A 20,160-nucleotide genomic window follows, 5' to 3' on the forward strand; every position below is an offset into this window, starting at 1 on the left:
CACGGCTTGCGTTCACTCACCTCAGACGTAACGCTCCAGGATCGACGACTCCGCCAGCCGCGACAGCCCCTCCCGGACGCTGCGCGCACGCGCCTCACCGACGCCGTCCACCGTCTGCAGGTCGTCCACGCTCGCGGCGAGCAGCTTCTGCAGGCCGCCGAAGTGCTCCACCAGCCGGTCGATGATCGCGCCCGGCAGCCGTGGCACCTTCGCCAGCAGCCGGAACCCGCGCGGCGACACCGCGGAGTCCAGCGTCTCGGGCGACCCGGTGTACCCCAACGCCCGTGCCACCGTGGACAGTTCGAGCAGCTCGGCATGGCTCAGCTTGTCCAGCTCGGCCAGCGCCTCGTCGACCGTACGGGACCGCTTCGCGGTCGGCTCGGGCACGTAGTCCCGCACGACCAGCTCCCGCTCCGGCTCGACACCGGCGATCAACTCGTCCAGCTGGAGCGCCAGCAACCGCCCGTCCGTGCCCAGCTCGACCACGTACTCGGCGATCTCGGTCGCGATCCGGCGCACCATCTCCAGCCGCTGCGCGACCGCCGAGACGTCCCGGACGGTCACGAGGTCCTCGATCTCCAGCGCCGACAGCGTGCCCGCGACCTCGTCCAGCCGCAGCTTGTAACGCTCCAGCGTGGCCAGCGCCTGATTGGCCCGCGACAGGATCGCGGCGGAGTCCTCCAGAACCCGCCGCTGCCCGTCCACATACAGCGCGATCAGCCGCATGGACTGCGAGACGGAGACCACGGGGAACCCGACCTGCTTGCTGACCCGGTCCGCCGTACGGTGCCGGGTGCCGGTCTCCTCCGTGGGGATCGTCGGATCCGGGAGCAGCTGCACCCCCGCCCGCAGGATCTTCGACAGGTCCGAGGACAGCACGATGCCGCCGTCCAGCTTGCACAGCTCCCGCAGCCGCGTCGCGGTGAACTCCACGTCCAGCACGAAACCGCCGGTACACATCGACTCGACGGTCTTGTCGGAGCCCAGCACGATCAGACCACCGGTGTTGCCGCGAAGGACCCGCTCCAGGCCGTCCCGCAGCAGCGTGCCGGGCGCCACCGCGCTCAGCGAGGCGCGCATCAGGCCATCGGCACCGGCACTCCCACCGGACTTTCCGGGAGCTGCTGCCCGGTCGTTGGCTGCCACTGCACTCCTCCGGTCGCAGGTTCTTCTGGCACTCCCGTGTCGCACACTCGGTCGTACGGACGGGCGAGACCAGGGCAAAGTCTACCGGCGGTCCTCCTGCTCCCGTGGGGCCTCTCGCCGACGCGAGCGCGGAAGCACCCGCAGGGCGTCCCCCATGTCCGCGACTTCCAGGACCTTCATGCCGTCGGGGACCCTGCCGGGGTCGGCCGGCACGAGGGCGTGCGTGAAGCCCAGGCGGTGCGCTTCGGAGAGCCTGCGCTGCACGCCCGTGACCCGTCTCACCTCGCCGGCGAGGCCGACCTCGCCGATCGCGACGAGGTTCTTGGGCAGCGGGGTGTCGCTCGCGGCACTCGCCAGGGCGAGGGCGATCGCCAGGTCGGCGGCCGGCTCGGACAGCTTCACGCCCCCGACCGTCGCGGAGTAGATGTCCCTCTTCCCCAGGGCACTGATCCGTCCCCGCTGCTCCAGCACCGCCAGCATCATCGACACCCGGGAGGTCTCCAGTCCGGACGTCGTGCGCCGCGGGGACGGGATCTGGGAGTCGACGGTCAGCGCCTGCACCTCGGCCACCAGCGGCCGGCGACCCTCCAGGGTGACGGTCAGACAGGTGCCGGGCACCGGCTCGGCACGCCGGGTCAGGAACAGTCCGCTGGGGTCGGCCAGCCCCGTGATGCCCTCGTCGTGCAGCTCGAAGCAGCCGACCTCGTCGGTCGTGCCGTAGCGGTTCTTGACGCCCCGCACCAGCCTCAGCCTCGCGTGCCGGTCCCCCTCGAAGTGCAGCACCACGTCCACCAGGTGCTCCAGCAGGCGCGGCCCGGCGATCGCCCCGTCCTTCGTGACGTGCCCGACCAGCAGGGTGGACATCCCGCGTTCCTTCGACGCCCGGATCAGCGCCCCCGCCACTTCGCGCACCTGCGCCATGCCCCCCGGCGCACCGTCGATCTCGGGGGAGGCCACCGTCTGCACGGAGTCGAGGATCAGCAGCGACGGCTTGACGGCGTCCAGATGCCCCAGCACCGCCGCGAGGTCGGTCTCGGCCGTGAGGTACAGGTGGTCGTCGATGGCCTTGATCCGGTCGGCCCGCAGCCGCACCTGGCTCGCCGACTCCTCGCCCGTGACGTAGAGCGTCTTGTGCTCCTCACTGGCCGACTTGGCCGCGACGTCCAGCAGCAGCGTCGACTTCCCGACGCCGGGCTCACCCGCGACGAGCACCACGGCGCCGGGCACGAGCCCGCCGCCGAGCACCCGGTCCAGCTCGGGCACACCGGTGGGGCGGGCGGTGGCCTGCCGCCCGTCGACCTGGCCGATGGGCAGCGCGGAGGTGGTGACGCGCCCCGGCGTGGTCGTCCGCACCGCGGGCGCGCCGTACTCCTCGACCGTGCCCCATGCCTGGCATTCGGGACAGCGGCCGAGCCACTTGGCCGTCTGCCAGCCGCACTCGGTGCAGCGGTAGGACGGCCGTTCCTTGCTGGTCTTCGCACGGGCAGCCATGCACGAACCGTAACCGGCCCCACTGACAACGCCCCCGGCGGCGGTGACGCCGGCCGCGGGACACCCGCCCCGCGGAGCGGCCGAACGCGCCACCCGCGCCCCGCCGGACCCGTACCCCCGCCGGACCAGTACCCCTGCCGAACCCGAGCCCGTGCCGCTGGAACCCCACCCGCGCCCCGCCGAACCCGCGCCCGCGCCACCGGAACCCCACCCGCACCACCCCGAACGGACCACCGACCACCCTGCCCCATTCGCGGAACAACAGCTTCCTGTCCCCTTATGAGGGATCGTTTCACCCGTACGGGTTAAAAGTGCCCAACGCGCCAGTTCGCGCCACCCATAGCCCCCTACGGTCGCCGAGTGATGAGCAGCAGTACGGAGACCACGACCCGCACGACCGGCGCACACCGGGCGCACCGGGAAGCGCGTGACCGCACCGCGGCGCGCACGCTGGCGGAGCGACCGCCCGCGCGCTACGACGCCTATCTGGACGGCCTGTTCACGTACTGCCTGTCCGTGCTCTGCGACCACGACGCCGCGACCGCCGCCCTGGGCGACGCCCTCGCACTCGCCGAGCGCCGCGGCCACCGCGGCCCCGACTCCGCCGCGGACCGCAGGGCCTGGCTGTACGCGCTGGCCCGCTGGGCCTGCCTGCGCAAGCTCGCCGAGGCCAAGCAGAAACGTCCGAGCAGCCACGCGGCAGGCCGCCCCGACCCACGCGGACCCGGGCAACAGCCGAAGGGCAGAGGCACGGCCGACAGCGCGGACCACGACGAGAACCACCGCCGCGAACTCGCCCTCCTCGCCTGGCCGGAGGCCGCCGGCACCACCCCGGAGCAGCGCGAGGCCCTCGAACTCGCCGTGCGCCACCACCTCGCCGCCCACGAGGTCGCCGCCGTCCTCGGCATGGACCTGGCCGCCGCCCGCGAACTGCTCGCCTCCGCCGCCTGCGAGGTGGAGCGCACCCGCGCCGCCCTCGCCGTGGTGGAGACCGGCACCTGCCCCGGCGTGGCCCGCCTCACCGGCGACAACCAGTACGTGCTGAGCACCGCGCTGCGCCGCGAGCTGGTCCGGCACGTCGACGACTGCCCCCGCTGCCGCCGCACCGCCGAACGCGCGATCCCCGGCCACTGGCCCGGCACCAGCGTGACCCCCGCGGAGCTGCCCGTCCTGGAGGCCCCCCGCGCGGCGCTGCACGTGGCCATGACGCACGTCCCGCGCGCGCGGGGCGCGGTCCCCCGCTTCGACCGCCGCGGCTTCCCGATGGACCCCAGGGACCGCGCGGCCCGCCGGGACCGCCTGCGCGCGCGTGCCGTCACCACGACCGTCGTCGCCACCGTCGTGGCGGCCCCCGTGCTCGCCCTGTGGGCCGCCTACCGAGGCACCCCGGTCGTCGAGGGCGAGGACGGCCGCTCGGCCAGCGCCACCGAGGCGCAGGACCCCGGCGCCATGGACGGCGAGTCCGCGGGCGGCGGCCACGGCTACGAGAACACCGGCAACGCCCGCACCACCCCCGGCCCCCGCTTCGACGAGAACGGCAAGGCCGACGTCTCCGTCGAGGTCGTCAGCGTCTCCGGCGCCGGCGGGAAGAGCACCGGTCACCTCGAGGTGGCGGCCGGTCACGACGGCGACACCACCCTGGTCACGCTCACCGCGACCGGCGACGCAGCGGTGCGCTGGTCCGCGACCACCGGCGCGTCCTGGCTCTACCTCAGCCAGTCCTCCGGCACCCTGCGTCCCGGCGAGTCACTGACGATCAGGGTGTACGTCGATCACCTGCGCGAGCCCTCCGGCCACTGGCGCGCCCGAGTGGCCGTCTCGCCCGCCGGCGCAGTCGTCTCCATCCAGGGCTACGGCACCGCGCCCAGCCCGTCCCACCCGGGCCCGCGCCCCAGCACCCCCGACGACTCCCCGCCCCCGTCCGACCCGGGCCCCGACCCGGACCCGTCCACCTCGCAGCCCCCCGACCCGACGCCCACGGACGACCCGCCGCCCACCTCCCCGGACCCGACCCCGCCCCCGACCGGCGACCCGTCGCCCACGGACGGCACGGGCGACCCCGGAGGCACGGACCGGGACGGCGGCTCCTCACCGCCCCCGAGCGACGGCGACGGCCCGACCCCGTCCACCTCCTAGCCCCACGGCCCCTGCTCCCGGCGTCCGTGATGCGGACGTCGACGATGCCGGTGGCCGCGTGCAGGCGCCCGCGATGCAGGCGGCCCCGGTGCCGGCGGTGTCAGTTGCCCGGCCGAGGGACCGGATCCGCCGGATGAGGCGCCAGCAGCGGCAGCTGGGACGCCAGCCGCTCCTCGCACAGCTCGACCAGCCGGTCGTACCCCGCCTTGCCCATCAGCTCGATCAGCTCCGGCCGGTAGGACACGTACACCGGGTCGCCCGCGCCGTGCGCCGACGTCGCCGAGGTGCACCACCAGTGCAGGTCGTGCCCGCCCGGACCCCACCCCCGGCGGTCGTACTCACCGATCGACACCTGGAGCACGCGCGTGTCGTCGGGCCGGTCGATCCACTCGTACGTCCGCCGCACCGGCAGCTGCCAGCACACGTCCGGCTTGGTCTCCAGCGGCTCCCGGCCCTCCTTGAGCGCCAGGATGTGCAGCGAGCACCCCGCACCGCCCGCGAACCCCGGCCGGTTCTGGAAGATGCACGAGCCCTGGAAGGGCCGGGTCTGCCGGGAGCCCTCGTCGTCCTCGGAGACCCACCCGTCCCGGGTGCCCTCGGCGTGGTGCTGCCAGATGTCCGGCGTGAGCCTCGCCACGTGCTCGGCGACCCGCTTCTCGTCGTCCTCGTCGGAGAAGTGCGCGCCCAGCGAGCAGCACCCGTCGTCCGCGCGGCCCGCCTGAATGCCCTGGCAGCCGCTGCCGAAGATGCAGTTCCAGCGAGAGGTGAGCCATGTCAGATCGCAGCGGAAGACCTGCTCGTCGTCCGCGGGATCCGGAAACTCCACCCACGCGCGTGCGAAGTCGAGCCCCTTCTCGTCGCCCATTTTGTGCTTCTTTTCCCGCTTGGCCGACTTGTCGTCCTTCGCCTTCTTCGTCTTTGGCACGGCTCCAGGGTAAGTCGCCCGGGCGGGAACACGGTGCCGCCGTCCGCCCCGTCGGCAGTAGCGTTCCGTACATGAGACTCGGTGTCCTCGACGTGGGTTCGAACACGGTGCACCTGCTGGTGGTGGACGCGCACCCCGGCGCGTGCCCGCTGCCCGCGCACTCGCACAAGGCCGACCTGCGCCTCGCCCAGCTCCTCGACGAGGACGGCGCCATCGGCCCCGACGGCGTCGACCGGCTGATCGCGGTCGTCCACGACGCCCTGCGGGCCGCCGAGGACAAGGGCGTCGAGGACCTCCTGCCGTTCGCGACCTCCGCCGTGCGCGAGGCGACCAACGCCGACGACGTCCTGGCGCGCGTGCGCACCGAGACCGGCGTCGAGCTGACGGTCCTCACCGGCGAGGAGGAGGCCCGGCTCACCTTCCTCGCTGTCCGCCGCTGGTTCGGCTGGTCCGCCGGCAAGCTGCTGGTCCTCGACATCGGCGGCGGCTCCCTGGAGATCGCCTACGGCATCGACGAGGAGCCCGACACCGCCGTGTCGCTGCCGCTCGGCGCGGGCCGGCTGACCGCCGCCCGGCTGCCCGGCGACCCGCCCGACCCGGACGACGTCAGGGCGCTGCGCCGCCACGTCCGTACGGAGATCGCCCGGACGGTCGGCGAGTTCAGCCGCTTCGGCGCCCCGGACCACGTGGTCGCCACCTCCAAGACCTTCCGGCAGCTGGCCCGCATCTCCGGCGCCGCCCGCTCCGCCGAGGGCCCGTACGTCCAGCGCGAGCTGAAGCGGGCTTCCCTGGAGGCATGGGTGCCCCGCCTGGCCGCGATGACCACCGCCGAGCGCGCCGAACTCCCCGGCGTCTCCGAGGGCCGCGCGAACCAGCTCCTGGCCGGTGCCCTGGTCGCCGAGGGTGCGATGGACCTCTTCCGCGTGGAGAGCCTGGAGATCTGCCCGTGGGCCCTCAGGGAGGGCGTGATCCTGCGGCGCCTGGACCACATGGGCCAGGGATAGCGCCCAGCCGGGGCGCGGGGCGCGGGGCGCGGGGGCGCGGGGGTGCGGGGATATGGCGATGTGGCGATGCGCGGCGCCGCCGCGCGGACGCGAGCCACCACGGGGAAAGCCGCACCCGCCGTGTACCGACCCCCACAGCCGCACCCGCCGTGTGCCGAGCACCACAACGGCGCGCAGCCACCCCACGGCTTCCCACCCCCACCCCGTACCCTGGCCCCCGTGGCAGAACCAAGGGACGTAGTCCGCATCCCGGATGCGAAGGTCGCCCTGTCGACGGCTTCCGTCTACCCGGAGTCGACGGCGACGGCCTTCGAGATCGCCGCGCGCCTCGGCTACGACGGCGTGGAGGTCATGGTCTGGACGGACCCGGTCAGCCAGGACATCGACGCCCTGCGCAGACTCAGCGACTACCACCGCATGCCGATCCTCGCCGTGCACGCCCCCTGCCTGCTCATCACGCAGCGAGTCTGGTCCACCGACCCCTGGACCAAGCTCCAGCGCGCCCGGGCCGCCGCCGAGAAGCTCGGCGCGAGCGCCGTGGTCGTGCACCCGCCGTTCCGGTGGCAGCGCCAGTACGCCCGGGACTTCGTGGACGGCATCTGGCGGATGGCGGACGAGACGGACGTGCGGTTCGCCGTCGAGAACATGTACCCCTGGCGCTACCGCGACCGCGAGATGCAGGCGTACGCCCCCGACTGGGACGTGACGAAGGACGACTACCGCCACTTCACGATCGACCTCAGCCACGCCGCCACCTCCCGCACCGACGCCCTCGCCATGGTCGACCGCATGGGCGACCGCCTCGGCCACGTCCACCTCGCCGACGGCAAGGGCTCCGCCAAGGACGAGCACCTGGTCCCCGGCCGCGGCAACATGCCCTGCGCCGAGGTGCTGGAGAGCCTCGCGCACACCGGCTACGACGGCCACGTCGTCATCGAGGTCAACACCCGTCGCGCGATGTCCAGCGCCGAACGTGAGGCCGATCTCGCCGAGGCGCTGGCCTTCGCCCGCCTGCACCTGGCGTCGTCCGCGTCGGCGGCGAAGGCGCGGGGACGGTGAGCGGAACCCCGGAGGGGACCCGGCGCCGGGGCCGCCCCCCGCGCAGCGAGTCCTCCGACACCCGGGCCCGCATCCTCGCCGCGGCCCGCGAGGAGTTCTCCGAGCGCGGCTACGAGAAGACGTCGGTGCGCGGCATCGGCAAGGCGGCGGGCGTCGACGCGGCACTGGTGCACCACTACTTCGGCACCAAGGAGCAGGTCTTCGAGGCGGCCATCGAGGTCGCCTTCGCACCGGCCCTGCAGGCCCCGGACGCGATCGGCGACGGCCCCCTCGACGACGTCGGCGAGCGGCTCACCCGGTTCATCATCGGCGTGTGGGAGAACCCGACCACCCGCAAGCCGGTGCTGGCCATCGTCCGCTCCGCCGTGAACAACGAGACCGCCGCCGCCGTCTTCCGCCGTCTGATCGCCGCCCAGGTGATGCGGCGCCTCGCGGCCCGGCTGGAGGGGCCGGACGCGGAGCTGCGCGTCGAGCTGGCGGCGGCGCAGCTGGTGGGGTGCGCGATGCTCCGCTACGTGATCAAGGTGGAGCCGCTGGCCTCGGCCGACCCGGAGGAGCTGGTCGCCCGCCTCGCACCGGTCGTACAGGGGCACCTCACCGGCCCCTGAGGTCACTTCCGTTCATCGCCGACGAGACGCGCATCCCGCATTCCGGACACCCCGTCCCGACCCCTGGAAGACGGGCGTACGCTCGACGGCAGTCATAACTCTCCGAAGGAGCGAGCGACGATGCCCGAACTGAGGTCCCGCACAGTCACCCACGGCCGCAACATGGCGGGCGCCCGCGCCCTTATGCGTGCCTCCGGTGTACCCGGCGCGGACATCGGGCGGAAGCCGATCATCGCCGTCGCCAACAGCTTCACGGAGTTCGTGCCGGGCCACACCCACCTCGCGCCCGTCGGCCGGATCGTCAGCGAGGCGGTCACCGCGGCCGGCGGCATCCCGCGCGAGTTCAACACGATCGCCGTCGACGACGGCATCGCCATGGGCCACGGCGGCATGCTCTACTCCCTCCCCTCCCGCGACCTGATCGCGGACAGCGTGGAGTACATGGTCGAGGCCCACTGCGCCGACGCCCTGATCTGCATCTCCAACTGCGACAAGATCACCCCGGGCATGCTCAACGCCGCCCTGCGGCTGAACATCCCCACGGTCTTCGTCTCCGGCGGCCCGATGGAGTCCGGCCGCGCCACCCTGGTCGACGGCACGGTCCGCACGCTCGACCTGGTCGACGCCATGTCGGAAGCGGTCAACGAGAAGATCTCCGACGCGGACATCCTCCGCATCGAGGAGAACGCCTGTCCGACCTGCGGCTCCTGCTCCGGCATGTTCACCGCCAACTCGATGAACTGCCTGACCGAGGCCATCGGCCTCTCCCTCCCCGGCAACGGCTCGGTGCTGGCCACCCACACCGCCCGCAAGGCGCTCTACGAGAACGCCGCCCGCACGGTGCTGGACCTGACCCGCCGCTACTACGAGCAGGACGACGACTCGGTCCTGCCCCGCAACATCGCCACCCCCGCGGCCTTCGAGAACGCCATGGCGCTCGACATCGCGATGGGCGGCTCGACCAACACGATCCTGCACCTGCTGGCCGCCGCCCAGGAGGCGGAGGTCCCCTACGGCCTCACCGAGATGGACGCCCTCTCGCGCCGCGTCCCGTGCCTCGCCAAGGTCGCGCCGAACGTCGCCAAGGACCGCACGTACTACATGGAGGACGTGCACCGCGCGGGCGGCATCCCCGCCCTCCTCGGCGAACTGCACCGCGGTGGCCTGCTCAACGAGGACGTGCACTCCGTCCACAGCCCGTCCCTGGCCGACTGGCTGAAGACCTGGGACATCCGCGGCGGCTCGCCCTCCCAGGAGGCCGTCGAGCTGTGGCACGCGGCCCCCGGCTGCGTCCGCTCCGCCGAGGCCTTCTCCCAGTCCGAGCGCTGGGACTCCCTGGACGACGACGCCGAGAACGGCTGCATCCGCTCCGTCGAGCACGCCTACTCCAAGGACGGCGGCCTCGCGGTCCTGCGCGGCAACCTCGCCGTCGACGGCTGCGTCGTCAAGACCGCCGGCGTCGACGAGTCGATCTGGACCTTCGAGGGCCCGGCCGTCGTCTGCGAGTCGCAGGAGGAGGCCGTCCAGAAGATCCTCACCCAGCAGGTCAAGGAGGGCGACGTCGTCGTCATCCGCTACGAGGGCCCCAAGGGCGGCCCCGGCATGCAGGAGATGCTCTACCCGACCTCGTACCTGAAGGGCCGCGGCCTCGGAAAGGCCTGCGCCCTGGTCACCGACGGCCGTTTCTCCGGCGGCACGTCCGGCCTGTCCATCGGCCACGCCTCGCCGGAGGCGGCGGCCGGCGGCACCATCGCCCTCGTCGAGGACGGCGACCGCATCCGCATCGACATCCCGAACCGCTCCATCGAGCTGCTCGTGGACGACGCCGAGCTGACCCGCCGCGAGCAGGCCCTGAACGGCCGGTACGCGCCGAAGAACCGCGACCGCAAGGTCTCCGCGGCCCTGAAGGCGTACGCGGCGATGGCGACCAGCGCCGACAAGGGCGCCGTGCGCGACGTGAGCAAGCTGGGCTGAGGCCCACCGGGGGACCCGGGGCGGCGGCCTACCAGGCCCCCGGGTCCCGCCCCGCCACCCCGAACACCGTCCCGTCCGGCGCCCCGGCGTACACGTACCCGCCCGCGAGCAGCGGGGCCGGCAGTGACGCGGGCACCTTGTCGGAGTCGGGGCCGAGCCGGGGCCGGGTCTGCCCGAGGAGCCTGCCCTCGCGCGCGTCGACGCCGAGGAGCCGCCCGTCGGGCGCGGTGACGTACACGTGCCGACCGTCGGAGACCGGCGCCGAGCCCCGGCTCACGCCCGTCTCCAGCCGCCACGCCTGCTTCCCCGCCGCCATGTCCACGGCGACCAGCGAGCCGCCCGCGCCCATGAGGTACACGGTGTCCCCGCGCACCCCGGCCTGGGCCTGTTCCACCGGGATCGGCAGCGTCACCCGCCGGGCCGCCCCGGTGGCGGGCGTGTAGCGGACCACGGTCGTGACGCCGCCGTAGGTCGCCCCTTCGACGGCGAGGAACACGGAACCGTCCGCGGCCCCCACGGGCTTCAGCTCGCCCGCCAGCTCCGTCTCCCAGCGCACGTCCCCGCTCGCCGGGTCCACCGCGGTGACCCGGGTCCGCTGCCCGTCCGCGCTCGGGCTCGTCGCGTACGCCGCCGGCCGCCGCTCCCCGGGGAACGAGGTGAAGTACGGAACCGCCTGCCCGGGGATCCGGTGCGCCCACTTCGTCCGCCCCGAGGCGCTGTCGACGCCGGTGACCATCCCGTCGGCGCGGGTGAGCAGCAGCATGTCGCCGACGGTGCGCAGTCCGTCGTACGCGGGCATGTCCTCCTGCCACGCGGGCTCACCCGTCGCGGGGTCGAGCGCCTCCAGCGGGCCCAGCAGGCCGACCTCGGGCTGCACGAGCCCGCCCGACACGACCGGCGGTTCGTCGCGCACGGCCTCCTCGACGGGGTGCCGCCACAGCGTGCCGCCGTCGGCCGGGTCGAGGGCGAAGACCACCCCGGGGCGCGCGCACAACAGCCGCCGGTCCGCGTACGAGCACTGCGGCATCCCGCCGCCGCTCGCCACGGGCGCCACCTCCCACGCCCCGAACCCGCCCGACGAACTCTGCGCGGTGGGCGTGCCCGCGGGCTCGGCACCGCCGAACACCTGCACGGCCACGAGGCTCCCGGTCACCACGAGCCCCACCGCCCCGGCGACGAGCGCCGACCGCTTCCCCAGCCGCCGCACGACCCGCCCGGACTGTCCGGACTGCCCGGGCCGCCCGGACCGCCCGGACGGTTCGGACGGTTCGGACGGTTCGGCGGGAGCCTCAGAGGCAGGTTCCGGACCGGCCTCCCGCGGGGCCTCGGTCCGTTCCGCCCGCTGTGCCGGTATGAACACCTGCGTGTCGTACGCCGCCGCCGTCGACCGCAGCTCCCGCATCAGCTCGTCCGGCGTGGGCCGGTCGCCGGGCTCCTTGGCGAGACACCGCAGCACCAGCGGCGCGAGCGACTCCGGTACGCCGGTCAGGTCGGGTTCGTCGTGCACGACCTGGTAGGCGACGACGTAGGGACTGTCGGAGTCGAACGGCCCGCGTCCGGTCGCCGCGTGCACCATGAGCGACCCGAGCGCGAACACGTCGGCGGCGGGCCCCACCTCCCGGGGGCGCCGGAACTGCTCGGGCGCCATGAACGGCGGCGTCCCGATCAACTTCCCTGTCTCCGTCCGCAGTTCACTGTCCTTCGGCCGGGAGATGCCGAAGTCGATGACCTTCGGCCCGTCCTCGGCGAGCAGCACGTTGCTCGGCTTCAGGTCCCGGTGCACGACCCCGACCCGGTGGATGTCGCGCAGCGCCTCCGCGAGCCCGGCCATCAGCCGGCGCAACTGGGCCGGATCCATGGGCCCGTTCCGCTTCACCTGCTCGGAAAGCGTCGGACCGGGGATGTACAGCGTGGCCATCCAGGGCCGCCCGGCATCCGGGTCGGCGTCGACGACCGGCGCCGTGAAGGCCCCGCTCACCCGCCGCGCGGCGGCCACCTCCTGCCGGAAGCGCCCCCGGAACTCGGGGTCCTTGGCGTACGACGCGTGCACGACCTTCACCGCCACCCGCATCCCGGAGGTGCTCCGGGCCAGGTGCACGACCCCCATCCCACCCGAGCCGAGACAGGACTCCAGGCGGTAGTGACCGGCGTACTCCGGAAGTTCCGCTTCCGCGTCCGCTCCGGTGTTCGGCTGCGGCGCCATGGAACCACCCCCGTGCTGTTCGTTCGCGCGCGCGACGCTCGGAGCCTAGTCGATGGTTCCGACGGGGCCGAGGAGGCTTGCTAGCCTCCGCGTGCGAGCTACGAACTGGTGTTTCGTGGCTTGCTCCAGGGGAATCAACGCGTCCCCACGACACTCGTGGGGTGAACGGGGGAGTTTTTCATGTCTGTCGACCAGATCACGGACGCCGCGGGCGAGGGCGAGAACGCGACCACGGAGGCCATCACCACGCTGGCCGCCGCCGGCTCCTACCCGGTGGCGCCGGGCTACCGGCTCAACGTCCGCAGCGGCCCCGGCACCGGCTACTCCGTCGTGCGGGTCCTGTCCGAGGGGGCGAGGGTGCAGATCAACTGCCAGACGCCGGGCACCCGGGTGTCGGGCCCGTACGGCACCTCGAGCATCTGGGACAACATCGGCAGCGGCCAGTACGTCTCCGACGCGTACGTCCGCACGGGCAGCGACGGTTACGTGGCCCCTCGCTGCTGACCTTGTAACAGGGCTGTCCTGGGGACGTCTTAGGAGGTTGCCGAGGGGAACGGCGTGCCGGGCCGAACGGCTCTTGGTGGTCAGCAGCGCCCGCCCGCACCGACGGGCGGACGGACCGGCACGCCAACCGACTCTGAGGTAGACAACGATGCGCGTTCACAAGCTGACCATCGCCGCCATGGCCCTCGCCGCCGGCCTCTCGCTCACGGCCTGCCAGAACGACGACGCCGGCACGGACCAGGGCGCCGCCCCGCCGGCCGCCTCCACCGCGTCCTCCTCGACCGGCGGCTCGGGCTCGACCGGCTCGGACCAGCAGGGCGGCACGGACTCCGAGAGGAAGACCCCCGCCGGCACCGGTGGCAGCGACGGCACGGGCGGCACCGGCGGCACCGGCGCCACCGGCGGCACGGACGAGAACGGCAAGGCCGCGAAGTGCCGCACCGACGAGCTGGAGATCACCGCGATCGACGCCACGGTCGGCGGCGACGACCGGGGCACCGTCGCGGTGGACCTGAAGAACGGCGGCGGCCGGGACTGCTCCCTCGCGGGCCACGCGGGCGTCGACCTGAAGACGAACTCCGGCACCCTGTCCGCCGAGCGCACGGGAGAGCCGGCCCCCTTGGTCGTCCTCAAGGACGGGGAGCGGACCACCTTCGGCATCACCTACCCGATCAACGACTCGGGCGGCTCCGGCGTCCGCATCACCGGGCTCGTGGTGACCCCGCCGGACGAGACCAAGTCGGTCACCCTCGACTGGCCGGGCGGGGCAACGCTGCCCGTCACGGACGGCTCCGGCACCCCGGTGCAGGTCGGCCCGCTCGGCAGCGCCGGCCAGGGCGGCTGACGCACTCCGGCTCCCACGAGCCCCGTCCGGTGTGCCGGGCCCGCCCGGGGCCCGCGCCGCACCGGCGCCATAATCGACCCGTGAGCGCAGAGAACGGCAAGACCGGCAGCCCGGACACCCCCGCGGGTCCCCGCCCCGAACCCCTCCGGTTCTACGGCACGACCTGGGTGCACCACGACAACGGCTACACCGCCCGCCGGATCGGCCTCGCCGTCGGCTCCCTCGCCGCGGCGGCCGCCGCCTGCTTCGTCCTCCGCATCGCCTACCAGGGCCTCCAGATCGCCGACATCGGCGGCTTCGTCTCGCTGCTGATGATCGTGATGTTCGCGGTCTGCAGCGCCCTGGCCTTCCGCCACACCTGGTCCGCCTTCGGCACCCGCCCCGACCCCGACCGCCAGTCCTCCCTCCGCGGCCTGCTGGCCATCGGATTCGTCGGCTCGCTCCTCGCCTACTTCTTCCGCACCTTCACCGAGGCCCCGGGCGAGAAACTGCACCGCGAGGAGTACGACAAGGCCCGCGAGGAGTACGAGAAGCGCACCACCCGCCGCTCGGGCAACCCTTCGAAGAAGCGCCGCCGCCGCTAGCCGGAAAAACGCCCCGCCCCCCACAACCCTCCGGGCCACCATGGCCGTATGACGACACACGGCGCCACCCCACCGTCGGCCCGGTCCGCCACCCACACCGCCCGGGCCCACTCCTTCAACGCGGCCGCGGCCCAGTACGCCGCCAACCGCCCCTCCTACCCGCCTGCCCTCTTCGACGCGCTGGAGGAACTCGCCGGCCGCCCCCTGGCCGGCTCCCGCGTCGTGGACGTCGGCGCCGGTACGGGCATCGCCACCGCCCGACTGCACGCGCGCGGCGCCCACGTGATCGCCGTCGAACCCGGCGCAGGCATGGCCGCCGAATTCCGCCGCACCCTCCCCGACGTGCCGCTGGTCCGGGGCAAGGGCGACGCCCTCCCGCTCGCCGACCACAGCGCCGACCTCCTCACCTACGCCCAGGCCTGGCACTGGACCGACCCCGCCCTGGCGGTCCCGGAGGCGCTGCGCGTGCTGCGTCCGGGCGGCGCGCTGGCGCTGTGGTGGAACACCGAGGCCCTCGACGTCCCCTGGATCGCCGCCGCGGCCCGGCGGATCGACCGCCACTTCGGCCTCGACCTCTCCGCCGAGAAACGGAACGTCGGTCCGGGCACCGCCGACCCCGACGGCCGCCTCGGCCTCACCCGCCGCGAGATCCGCTGGAGCCGCCGCGTCCCCGTCGACGTCCACCTGGCCAACGTCGCCAGCCACTCGGTCTTCCTGACCGACACCGACGAACGCCGCGCGGCCTTCCTGGCCGACGAGCGCCGGCACCTCCTGGACGTCTTCCCGGACGGAGTCGTCGAGGAGACGTACGTCGTCGTCCTCCTCCTCGCCAGGGCACCCGTGACCGCTTGACGCCGCCCCGGGCCGGGAGCAGTATTCATCACATGATGAATTACTCCTCCCCGCCGCCCGACGACGCGGCCACCGGCCCCGCCCCACCCGCCGTCCGGGCCCGGGACCTCACCGTCGTCCGCGGCCCACGCACCGTCCTGCGCGGCCTCGGCTTCACCGTCCCCCGGGGCCGGATCACCGGCCTCCTCGGCCCCTCCGGCTGCGGCAAGTCGACGCTCATGCGCGCGATCGCCGGCACCCAGGCCAAGGTCACCGGCACCCTGGACGTCCTCGGCCGCCCCGCCGGCCACCCCACCCTGCGCACCCGCATCGGCTACGTCACCCAGGCCCCGTCGGTCTTCGACGACCTGACTGTCCGCCAGAACCTCGACTACTTCGCCGCGGTACTCGCCCCCGGCCGGGCCGCCTCCGGCCGCCGCCACGAGGACGTCACCCGGGCCATCGCCGACGTCGACCTCACCACCCACGCCGACGCCCTCGCCGGCGACCTCTCCGGCGGCCAGCGCAACCGCGTCTCCCTCGCCGTCGCCCTCCTGGGCACCCCGGAACTCCTGATCCTCGACGAACCCACGGTCGGCCTCGACCCCGTACTCCGCCGCGACCTGTGGACCCTCTTCCACGCCCTCGCCACCGACCGCGGCACCACCCTCCTCGTCTCCTCCCACGTCATGGACGAGGCCGAGCGCTGCCACCGCCTCCTCCTCATGCGCGAGGGCGAGATCCTCGCCGACGACACCCCCGACGCCCTGCGCACCCGCACCGGCGCCGACACGGTCGAGGAGGCGTTCCTGCACCTGGTCGACGAGGCGGCGGCGCACGCCCGCACCACCCGCCCGAAGGAGACCACCCGATGACCACCCCCACCTCCACGGAGACGCGCCCGGCACCCACCCGCCCCCTGACCCTCTCCCGCACCACGGCCACCGCGACCCGCGTCCTGCGCCAGCTCGCCCACGACCCCCGCACGATCGCGCTGCTGCTCGTGATCCCGTGCCTGATGCTCTTCCTGCTGCGCTACGTCTTCGACGGCAGCCCGCGCACCTTCGACAACATCGGCGCCTCGCTCCTCGGGATCTTCCCGCTGATCACGATGTTCCTGGTCACCTCCATCGCGACCCTGCGCGAGCGCACCTCCGGCACCCTCGAACGCCTCCTCGCCATGCCCCTGGGCAAGGGCGACCTGATCGCCGGCTACGCCCTGGCCTTCGGCACCCTCGCCATCGTCCAGTCGGCCCTCGCGACCGGCCTGGCGCTCTGGCTCCTCGGCCTCGACGTGACCGGCAGCCCCTGGCTCCTGCTCCTGGTCGCGCTCCTCGACGCCCTCCTCGGCACGGCCCTCGGCCTCTTCGTCTCGGCCTTCGCGGCCTCCGAGTTCCAGGCGGTGCAGTTCATGCCGGCCGTGATCTTCCCCCAGCTCCTCCTCTGCGGCCTCTTCACCCCGCGCGACGACATGCACCCGGCCCTGGAGGCGATCTCCGACGTCCTGCCCATGTCCTACGCGGTCGACGGCATGAACGAGGTCCTCCGCCACACCGACATGACCGCGGCCTTCGTCCGCGACACCCTGATCGTCGCCGGCTGCGCCTTGCTGGTCCTGACCCTGGGCGCGGCGACATTGAAACGCCGAACGGCATAACAGCCCGTCCGGCGTTTGAGGACGAGCCCGTCCAGGCCGAATAGGGGGATCCGGGGGCGCAGCCCCCAGGGACGGAAAGGGAACGGGCGGCGGGGGCGAAAACCCCCATCGGCCCCCACCACCACCGTCCCGCGGACTGGACGCAACCCCCTCCGCACCCCCCTGAATGCGAGGATGACGACGACGCACGCAAGAACGGACAGCGCACCGGAGGGCACCGAACCCATGACCCAGAAAGTCGCCGTCCTCGGCACCGGCAAGATCGGCGAAGCCCTGCTCAGCGGAATGATCGGAGCCGGCTGGGACCCCGCCGACCTCCTGGTCACCGCCCGCCGCCAGGAACGCGCCGACGAACTCCGCGCCCGCCACGGAGTCACCCCCGTCACCAACGCCGAGGCCGCCAAGACCGCCGACACCCTGATCCTCACGGTCAAGCCGCAGGACATGGGCACCCTCCTCGACGAACTCGCCCCCCACATCCCCGCCGACCGCCTGGTCATCAGCGGCGCCGCGGGCATCCCCACCGCCTTCTTCGAGGAACGCCTCGCCCCCGGCACCCCGGTCGTCCGCGTCATGACGAACACCCCGGCCCTCGTCGACGAGGCCATGTCCGTCATCTCCGCAGGCACCCACGCCACCGCCGACCACCTCGCCCACACCGAGGAGATCTTCGGCGCCGTCGGCAAGACCCTGCGCGTCCCCGAGTCCCAGCAGGACGCCTGCACCGCCCTCTCCGGCTCCGGCCCGGCGTACTTCTTCTACCTGGTCGAAGCCATGACCGACGCCGGCATCCTCCTCGGCCTGCCCCGCGACAAGGCCCACGACCTGATCGTCCAGTCCGCGATCGGCGCCGCGAAGATGCTCCGCGACAGCGGCGAACACCCGGTCAAGCTCCGCGAGAACGTCACGTCCCCCGCCGGCACCACCATCAACGCCATCCGCGAACTCGAGAACCACGGCGTCCGAGCCGCCCTCATCGCCGCCCTGGAAGCCGCCCGCGACCGCAGCCGCGAACTGGCCTCCGGCACCAAGGACTGAGAGCGGCCCGAACCCGCGCCTACCGGACCGCGTCCGCAGCTGCCTCCGCCACTGGGGGCAGCAACCCGATCGCCCGGTAGGCGGCGTCCACGGTCGGCCGGGCCATGCCCCGAGCCCTCTCCGCGCCCGCCCGCAGCACCCCTTCCATGTACCCGGGATCCGCGCACAGCGCCTTGTGCCGCTCCTGCACGGGCCGCAGCACCTCGACGACGGCCTCGGCGGTGTCCTTCTTCAACGCCCCGTACGAGTCGTACGCACCCGCCAGCTCCACCGGCTCCCCGCCCGTGCAGGCGGCGAGGATCTCCAGCAGGTTGGCGAGACCCGGCCGCGCCTCGCGGTCGTACACGACGTCCCGCCCGCTGTCGGTCACGGCCCGCATGACCTTCTTCCGCACCACGTCCGCTTCGTCGAGCAGGTAGACGATCCCCGGCCCGACGTCGTCGCTCTTGCCCATCTTCGACGCCGGATCCTGCAGGTTCATCACCCGAGCCGCCACCCCCGGACTGGTGGCCCGCGGCACCACGAACGTGTGCCCGTACCGCTGGTTGAACCGCACGGCGAGATCCCGGGCCAGCTCCACGTGCTGTGTCTGGTCGTTCCCGACCGGCACCTCGTCCGCCCCGTAGGCCAGGATGTCGGCCGCCATGAGCACGGGATACGTCAGCAGCGACAGCCGCACACTCCCGCCCCGCGTCTGCTCCCGCGCCGCCTTCTCCTTGTACTGGATCATGCGCCGCATCTCCCCGTCGGTGGCGACGCACTCCAGCAGGTACGACAGCCGCGCGTGCTCGTCCACGTGACTCTGCACGAACACCGTGCACCGCTCCGGGTCCAGCCCGGCCGCCAGCAGCAGGGACGCCGCCTGCCGGCTCAGCCTGCGCACCCGCGCCGGATCGTGGTCCACGGTCAGTGCGTGCAGGTCCACGACGCAGAACAGCGCGTCCGACCGATGCTGGTCCACCGCGGCCCACTGCCGCATGGCACCCAGATAGTTCCCCAGCGTCAGATGCCCCGTCGGCTTGACCCCGCTGAAGACCCGCGTCATCTCTCCACCTCCTGGTCAGGACCGCCGCCATCCGCCGGCCGCCCCTCCTGGAGGGAGATACGAGAACGGCCGCCGAAGCGGCGGCCGTTGAGTGCATACGTGTGTACGGCCGCCGTCAGGCGGCCCACCAGAGCTGAGTACACGTACGCGTCATCACGCCTTCCACACTACGCCTCGACGGACGGCCGTGCCCGGGATTTGACACGCCGTACCCGCACTCGTAGTGTTCTCCGAGTTGTCCGACGTGAGCGCCGACCCCGGTCGGTCCCCGGACAGCGATTCCGCAAGTACCAACCACTTCTCGACGAGCTGTCGCGTTGTCGACGTCGTCGTGTTGTCGGTGCGTGTATTTACGGAATGAGGAATCCATGTCCGACAGGACGCGGCCCCCGATTAGCTCGGAGGCCGGGAATCCGCTAAAGTCTCACTCCGTCGGAACGGCCCAACAGCCGGGAAGACAACCCCCTCTGACGGGGAATCAGAGCCCGAGAGGATCTGATAGAGTCGGAACCGCCGGAAAGGGAAACGCGAAAGCGAAAACCTGGAAAGCACCGAGGAAATCGGATCGGAAAGATCTGATAGAGTCGGAAACGCAAGACCGAAGGGAAGCGCCCGGAGGAAAGCCCGAGAGGGTGAGTACAAAGGAAGCGACCGTTCCTTGAGAACTCAACAGCGTGCCAAAAGTCAACGCCAGATATGTTGATACCCCGACCTGATCGGTTCGATCGGGTTGAGGTTCCTTTGAAAAACACAGCGAGGACGCTGTGAACGTCGGGACTATTCCTCCCGGCGTTCCGCTCTCGTGTGTGTGCACCGGATTACCGGTAAACATTCACGGAGAGTTTGATCCTGGCTCAGGACGAACGCTGGCGGCGTGCTTAACACATGCAAGTCGAACGATGAACCACCTTCGGGTGGGGATTAGTGGCGAACGGGTGAGTAACACGTGGGCAATCTGCCCTGCACTCTGGGACAAGCCCTGGAAACGGGGTCTAATACCGGATACTGACCCTCGCAGGCATCTGCGAGGTTCGAAAGCTCCGGCGGTGCAGGATGAGCCCGCGGCCTATCAGCTAGTTGGTGAGGTAATGGCTCACCAAGGCGACGACGG

At 72.6% G+C, this 20,160-nt stretch carries 17 protein-coding genes and 1 rRNA gene (1 of these 18 only partly in view); 13 read left to right on the forward strand and 5 right to left on the reverse strand.

What is annotated here, in order from left to right; all coding sequences use genetic code 11:
* Positions 1–21 precede the first annotated feature (21 nt).
* Positions 22–1,146 (reverse strand): DNA integrity scanning diadenylate cyclase DisA, encoded by a 1,125-nt coding sequence (gene disA / locus ACLIN4_RS19515; protein WP_029394644.1) that lies wholly within the window; start codon positions 1,144–1,146, stop codon positions 22–24.
* Between the two features lie 81 nt (positions 1,147–1,227).
* Positions 1,228–2,637 carry a DNA repair protein RadA gene (radA, locus tag ACLIN4_RS19520; RefSeq protein WP_269955562.1) on the reverse strand — a complete coding sequence of 470 codons (1,410 nt, stop codon included), beginning with the start codon at positions 2,635–2,637 and terminating at the stop codon, positions 1,228–1,230.
* 360 nt (positions 2,638–2,997) lie between these two features.
* Between radA and ACLIN4_RS19525 the strand changes: the two genes are divergently transcribed.
* Complete coding sequence (locus tag ACLIN4_RS19525; protein ID WP_411576054.1) at positions 2,998–4,773, forward strand: BACON domain-containing protein; 1,776 nt, start codon at positions 2,998–3,000, stop codon at positions 4,771–4,773.
* 100 nt (positions 4,774–4,873) lie between these two features.
* Here the strand turns inward: ACLIN4_RS19525 and ACLIN4_RS19530 are convergent, their stop codons facing one another.
* Positions 4,874–5,698 carry a hypothetical protein gene (locus ACLIN4_RS19530; protein WP_107480548.1) on the reverse strand — a complete coding sequence of 275 codons (825 nt, stop codon included), beginning with the start codon at positions 5,696–5,698 and terminating at the stop codon, positions 4,874–4,876.
* 71 nt (positions 5,699–5,769) lie between these two features.
* Here ACLIN4_RS19530 and ACLIN4_RS19535 point away from each other — a divergent pair, with 71 nt between their 5' ends.
* From ACLIN4_RS19535 to ilvD, 4 genes are all read left to right on the forward strand, one after another.
* On the forward strand, positions 5,770–6,702 hold the full coding sequence (locus ACLIN4_RS19535; protein WP_100048924.1) for a Ppx/GppA phosphatase family protein: 933 nt from the start codon (positions 5,770–5,772) through the stop codon (positions 6,700–6,702).
* A gap of 219 nt (positions 6,703–6,921) precedes the next feature.
* Complete coding sequence (locus tag ACLIN4_RS19540) at positions 6,922–7,761, forward strand: sugar phosphate isomerase/epimerase family protein (protein WP_100048923.1); 840 nt, start codon at positions 6,922–6,924, stop codon at positions 7,759–7,761.
* A complete protein-coding gene (locus ACLIN4_RS19545; RefSeq protein WP_411576055.1) occupies positions 7,758–8,369 on the forward strand; it encodes a TetR family transcriptional regulator in 612 nt (203 codons plus the stop codon). Before ACLIN4_RS19540 ends, ACLIN4_RS19545 begins: the two co-directional genes overlap by 4 nt.
* 120 nt (positions 8,370–8,489) lie before the next feature.
* Entirely contained in the window at positions 8,490–10,343 is a 1,854-nt protein-coding gene (gene ilvD, locus ACLIN4_RS19550) for a dihydroxy-acid dehydratase (protein WP_107479742.1), read from the forward strand.
* A gap of 28 nt (positions 10,344–10,371) precedes the next feature.
* On the opposite strand, the gene ACLIN4_RS19555 is transcribed toward ilvD, so the two are convergent.
* The gene (locus tag ACLIN4_RS19555; RefSeq protein WP_411576056.1) at positions 10,372–12,546 is read right to left on the reverse strand and encodes a serine/threonine-protein kinase; all 2,175 of its coding nucleotides are present in this window, start codon (positions 12,544–12,546) and stop codon (positions 10,372–10,374) included.
* A gap of 180 nt (positions 12,547–12,726) precedes the next feature.
* On the opposite strand from ACLIN4_RS19555, the gene ACLIN4_RS19560 reads away from it, so the two are divergent.
* The 7 genes from ACLIN4_RS19560 to proC all read left to right on the forward strand — a co-directional run bounded on the left by ACLIN4_RS19560 (position 12,727) and on the right by proC (position 18,004).
* Complete coding sequence (locus ACLIN4_RS19560; RefSeq protein WP_381943162.1) at positions 12,727–13,050, forward strand: SH3 domain-containing protein; 324 nt, start codon at positions 12,727–12,729, stop codon at positions 13,048–13,050.
* Between the two features lie 148 nt (positions 13,051–13,198).
* Positions 13,199–13,894, forward strand: coding sequence for a DUF4232 domain-containing protein (locus ACLIN4_RS19565; RefSeq protein ID WP_411576057.1), 696 nt, complete (start codon positions 13,199–13,201; stop codon positions 13,892–13,894).
* 80 nt (positions 13,895–13,974) lie between these two features.
* Complete coding sequence (locus ACLIN4_RS19570; RefSeq protein ID WP_307652367.1) at positions 13,975–14,478, forward strand: EamA/RhaT family transporter; 504 nt, start codon at positions 13,975–13,977, stop codon at positions 14,476–14,478.
* Between the two features lie 48 nt (positions 14,479–14,526).
* On the forward strand, positions 14,527–15,330 hold the full coding sequence (locus ACLIN4_RS19575; protein ID WP_411576058.1) for a class I SAM-dependent methyltransferase: 804 nt from the start codon (positions 14,527–14,529) through the stop codon (positions 15,328–15,330).
* A 32-nt stretch (positions 15,331–15,362) separates the two neighbouring features.
* On the forward strand, positions 15,363–16,184 hold the full coding sequence (locus ACLIN4_RS19580) for an ABC transporter ATP-binding protein (RefSeq protein ID WP_381943156.1): 822 nt from the start codon (positions 15,363–15,365) through the stop codon (positions 16,182–16,184).
* Positions 16,181–16,966 (forward strand): ABC transporter permease, encoded by a 786-nt coding sequence (locus ACLIN4_RS19585; RefSeq protein WP_107479746.1) that lies wholly within the window; start codon positions 16,181–16,183, stop codon positions 16,964–16,966. Before ACLIN4_RS19580 ends, ACLIN4_RS19585 begins: the two co-directional genes overlap by 4 nt.
* A 225-nt stretch (positions 16,967–17,191) precedes the next feature.
* Complete coding sequence (gene proC / locus ACLIN4_RS19590; protein ID WP_100048913.1) at positions 17,192–18,004, forward strand: pyrroline-5-carboxylate reductase; 813 nt, start codon at positions 17,192–17,194, stop codon at positions 18,002–18,004.
* A gap of 19 nt (positions 18,005–18,023) precedes the next feature.
* Here proC and trpS read toward each other — a convergent pair whose 3' ends face one another.
* A complete protein-coding gene (gene trpS, locus ACLIN4_RS19595; RefSeq protein ID WP_411576059.1) occupies positions 18,024–19,049 on the reverse strand; it encodes a tryptophan--tRNA ligase in 1,026 nt (341 codons plus the stop codon).
* An 831-nt stretch (positions 19,050–19,880) separates the two neighbouring features.
* Between trpS and ACLIN4_RS19600 the strand changes: the two genes are divergently transcribed.
* Positions 19,881–20,160: ribosomal RNA gene (locus tag ACLIN4_RS19600) — 16S ribosomal RNA — on the forward strand (it continues 1,248 nt past the right edge of the window).

This window comes from Streptomyces mutabilis (assembly GCF_046628145.1).
Lineage (GTDB): Bacteria > Actinomycetota > Actinomycetes > Streptomycetales > Streptomycetaceae > Streptomyces > Streptomyces mutabilis.

Coding starts and splice junctions, on each gene's coding strand:
- radA (WP_269955562.1), bottom strand. CDS start 2,637: ATGGCTGCCCGTGCGAAGACCAGCAAGGAACGGCCGTCCTACCGCTGC.
- ACLIN4_RS19535 (WP_100048924.1), top strand. CDS start 5,770: ATGAGACTCGGTGTCCTCGACGTGGGTTCGAACACGGTGCACCTGCTG.
- ilvD (WP_107479742.1), top strand. CDS start 8,490: ATGCCCGAACTGAGGTCCCGCACAGTCACCCACGGCCGCAACATGGCG.
- ACLIN4_RS19555 (WP_411576056.1), bottom strand. CDS start 12,546: ATGGCGCCGCAGCCGAACACCGGAGCGGACGCGGAAGCGGAACTTCCG.
- ACLIN4_RS19560 (WP_381943162.1), top strand. CDS start 12,727: ATGTCTGTCGACCAGATCACGGACGCCGCGGGCGAGGGCGAGAACGCG.
- ACLIN4_RS19565 (WP_411576057.1), top strand. CDS start 13,199: ATGCGCGTTCACAAGCTGACCATCGCCGCCATGGCCCTCGCCGCCGGC.
- ACLIN4_RS19575 (WP_411576058.1), top strand. CDS start 14,527: ATGACGACACACGGCGCCACCCCACCGTCGGCCCGGTCCGCCACCCAC.
- ACLIN4_RS19580 (WP_381943156.1), top strand. CDS start 15,363: ATGATGAATTACTCCTCCCCGCCGCCCGACGACGCGGCCACCGGCCCC.
- ACLIN4_RS19585 (WP_107479746.1), top strand. CDS start 16,181: ATGACCACCCCCACCTCCACGGAGACGCGCCCGGCACCCACCCGCCCC.
- proC (WP_100048913.1), top strand. CDS start 17,192: ATGACCCAGAAAGTCGCCGTCCTCGGCACCGGCAAGATCGGCGAAGCC.
- trpS (WP_411576059.1), bottom strand. CDS start 19,049: ATGACGCGGGTCTTCAGCGGGGTCAAGCCGACGGGGCATCTGACGCTG.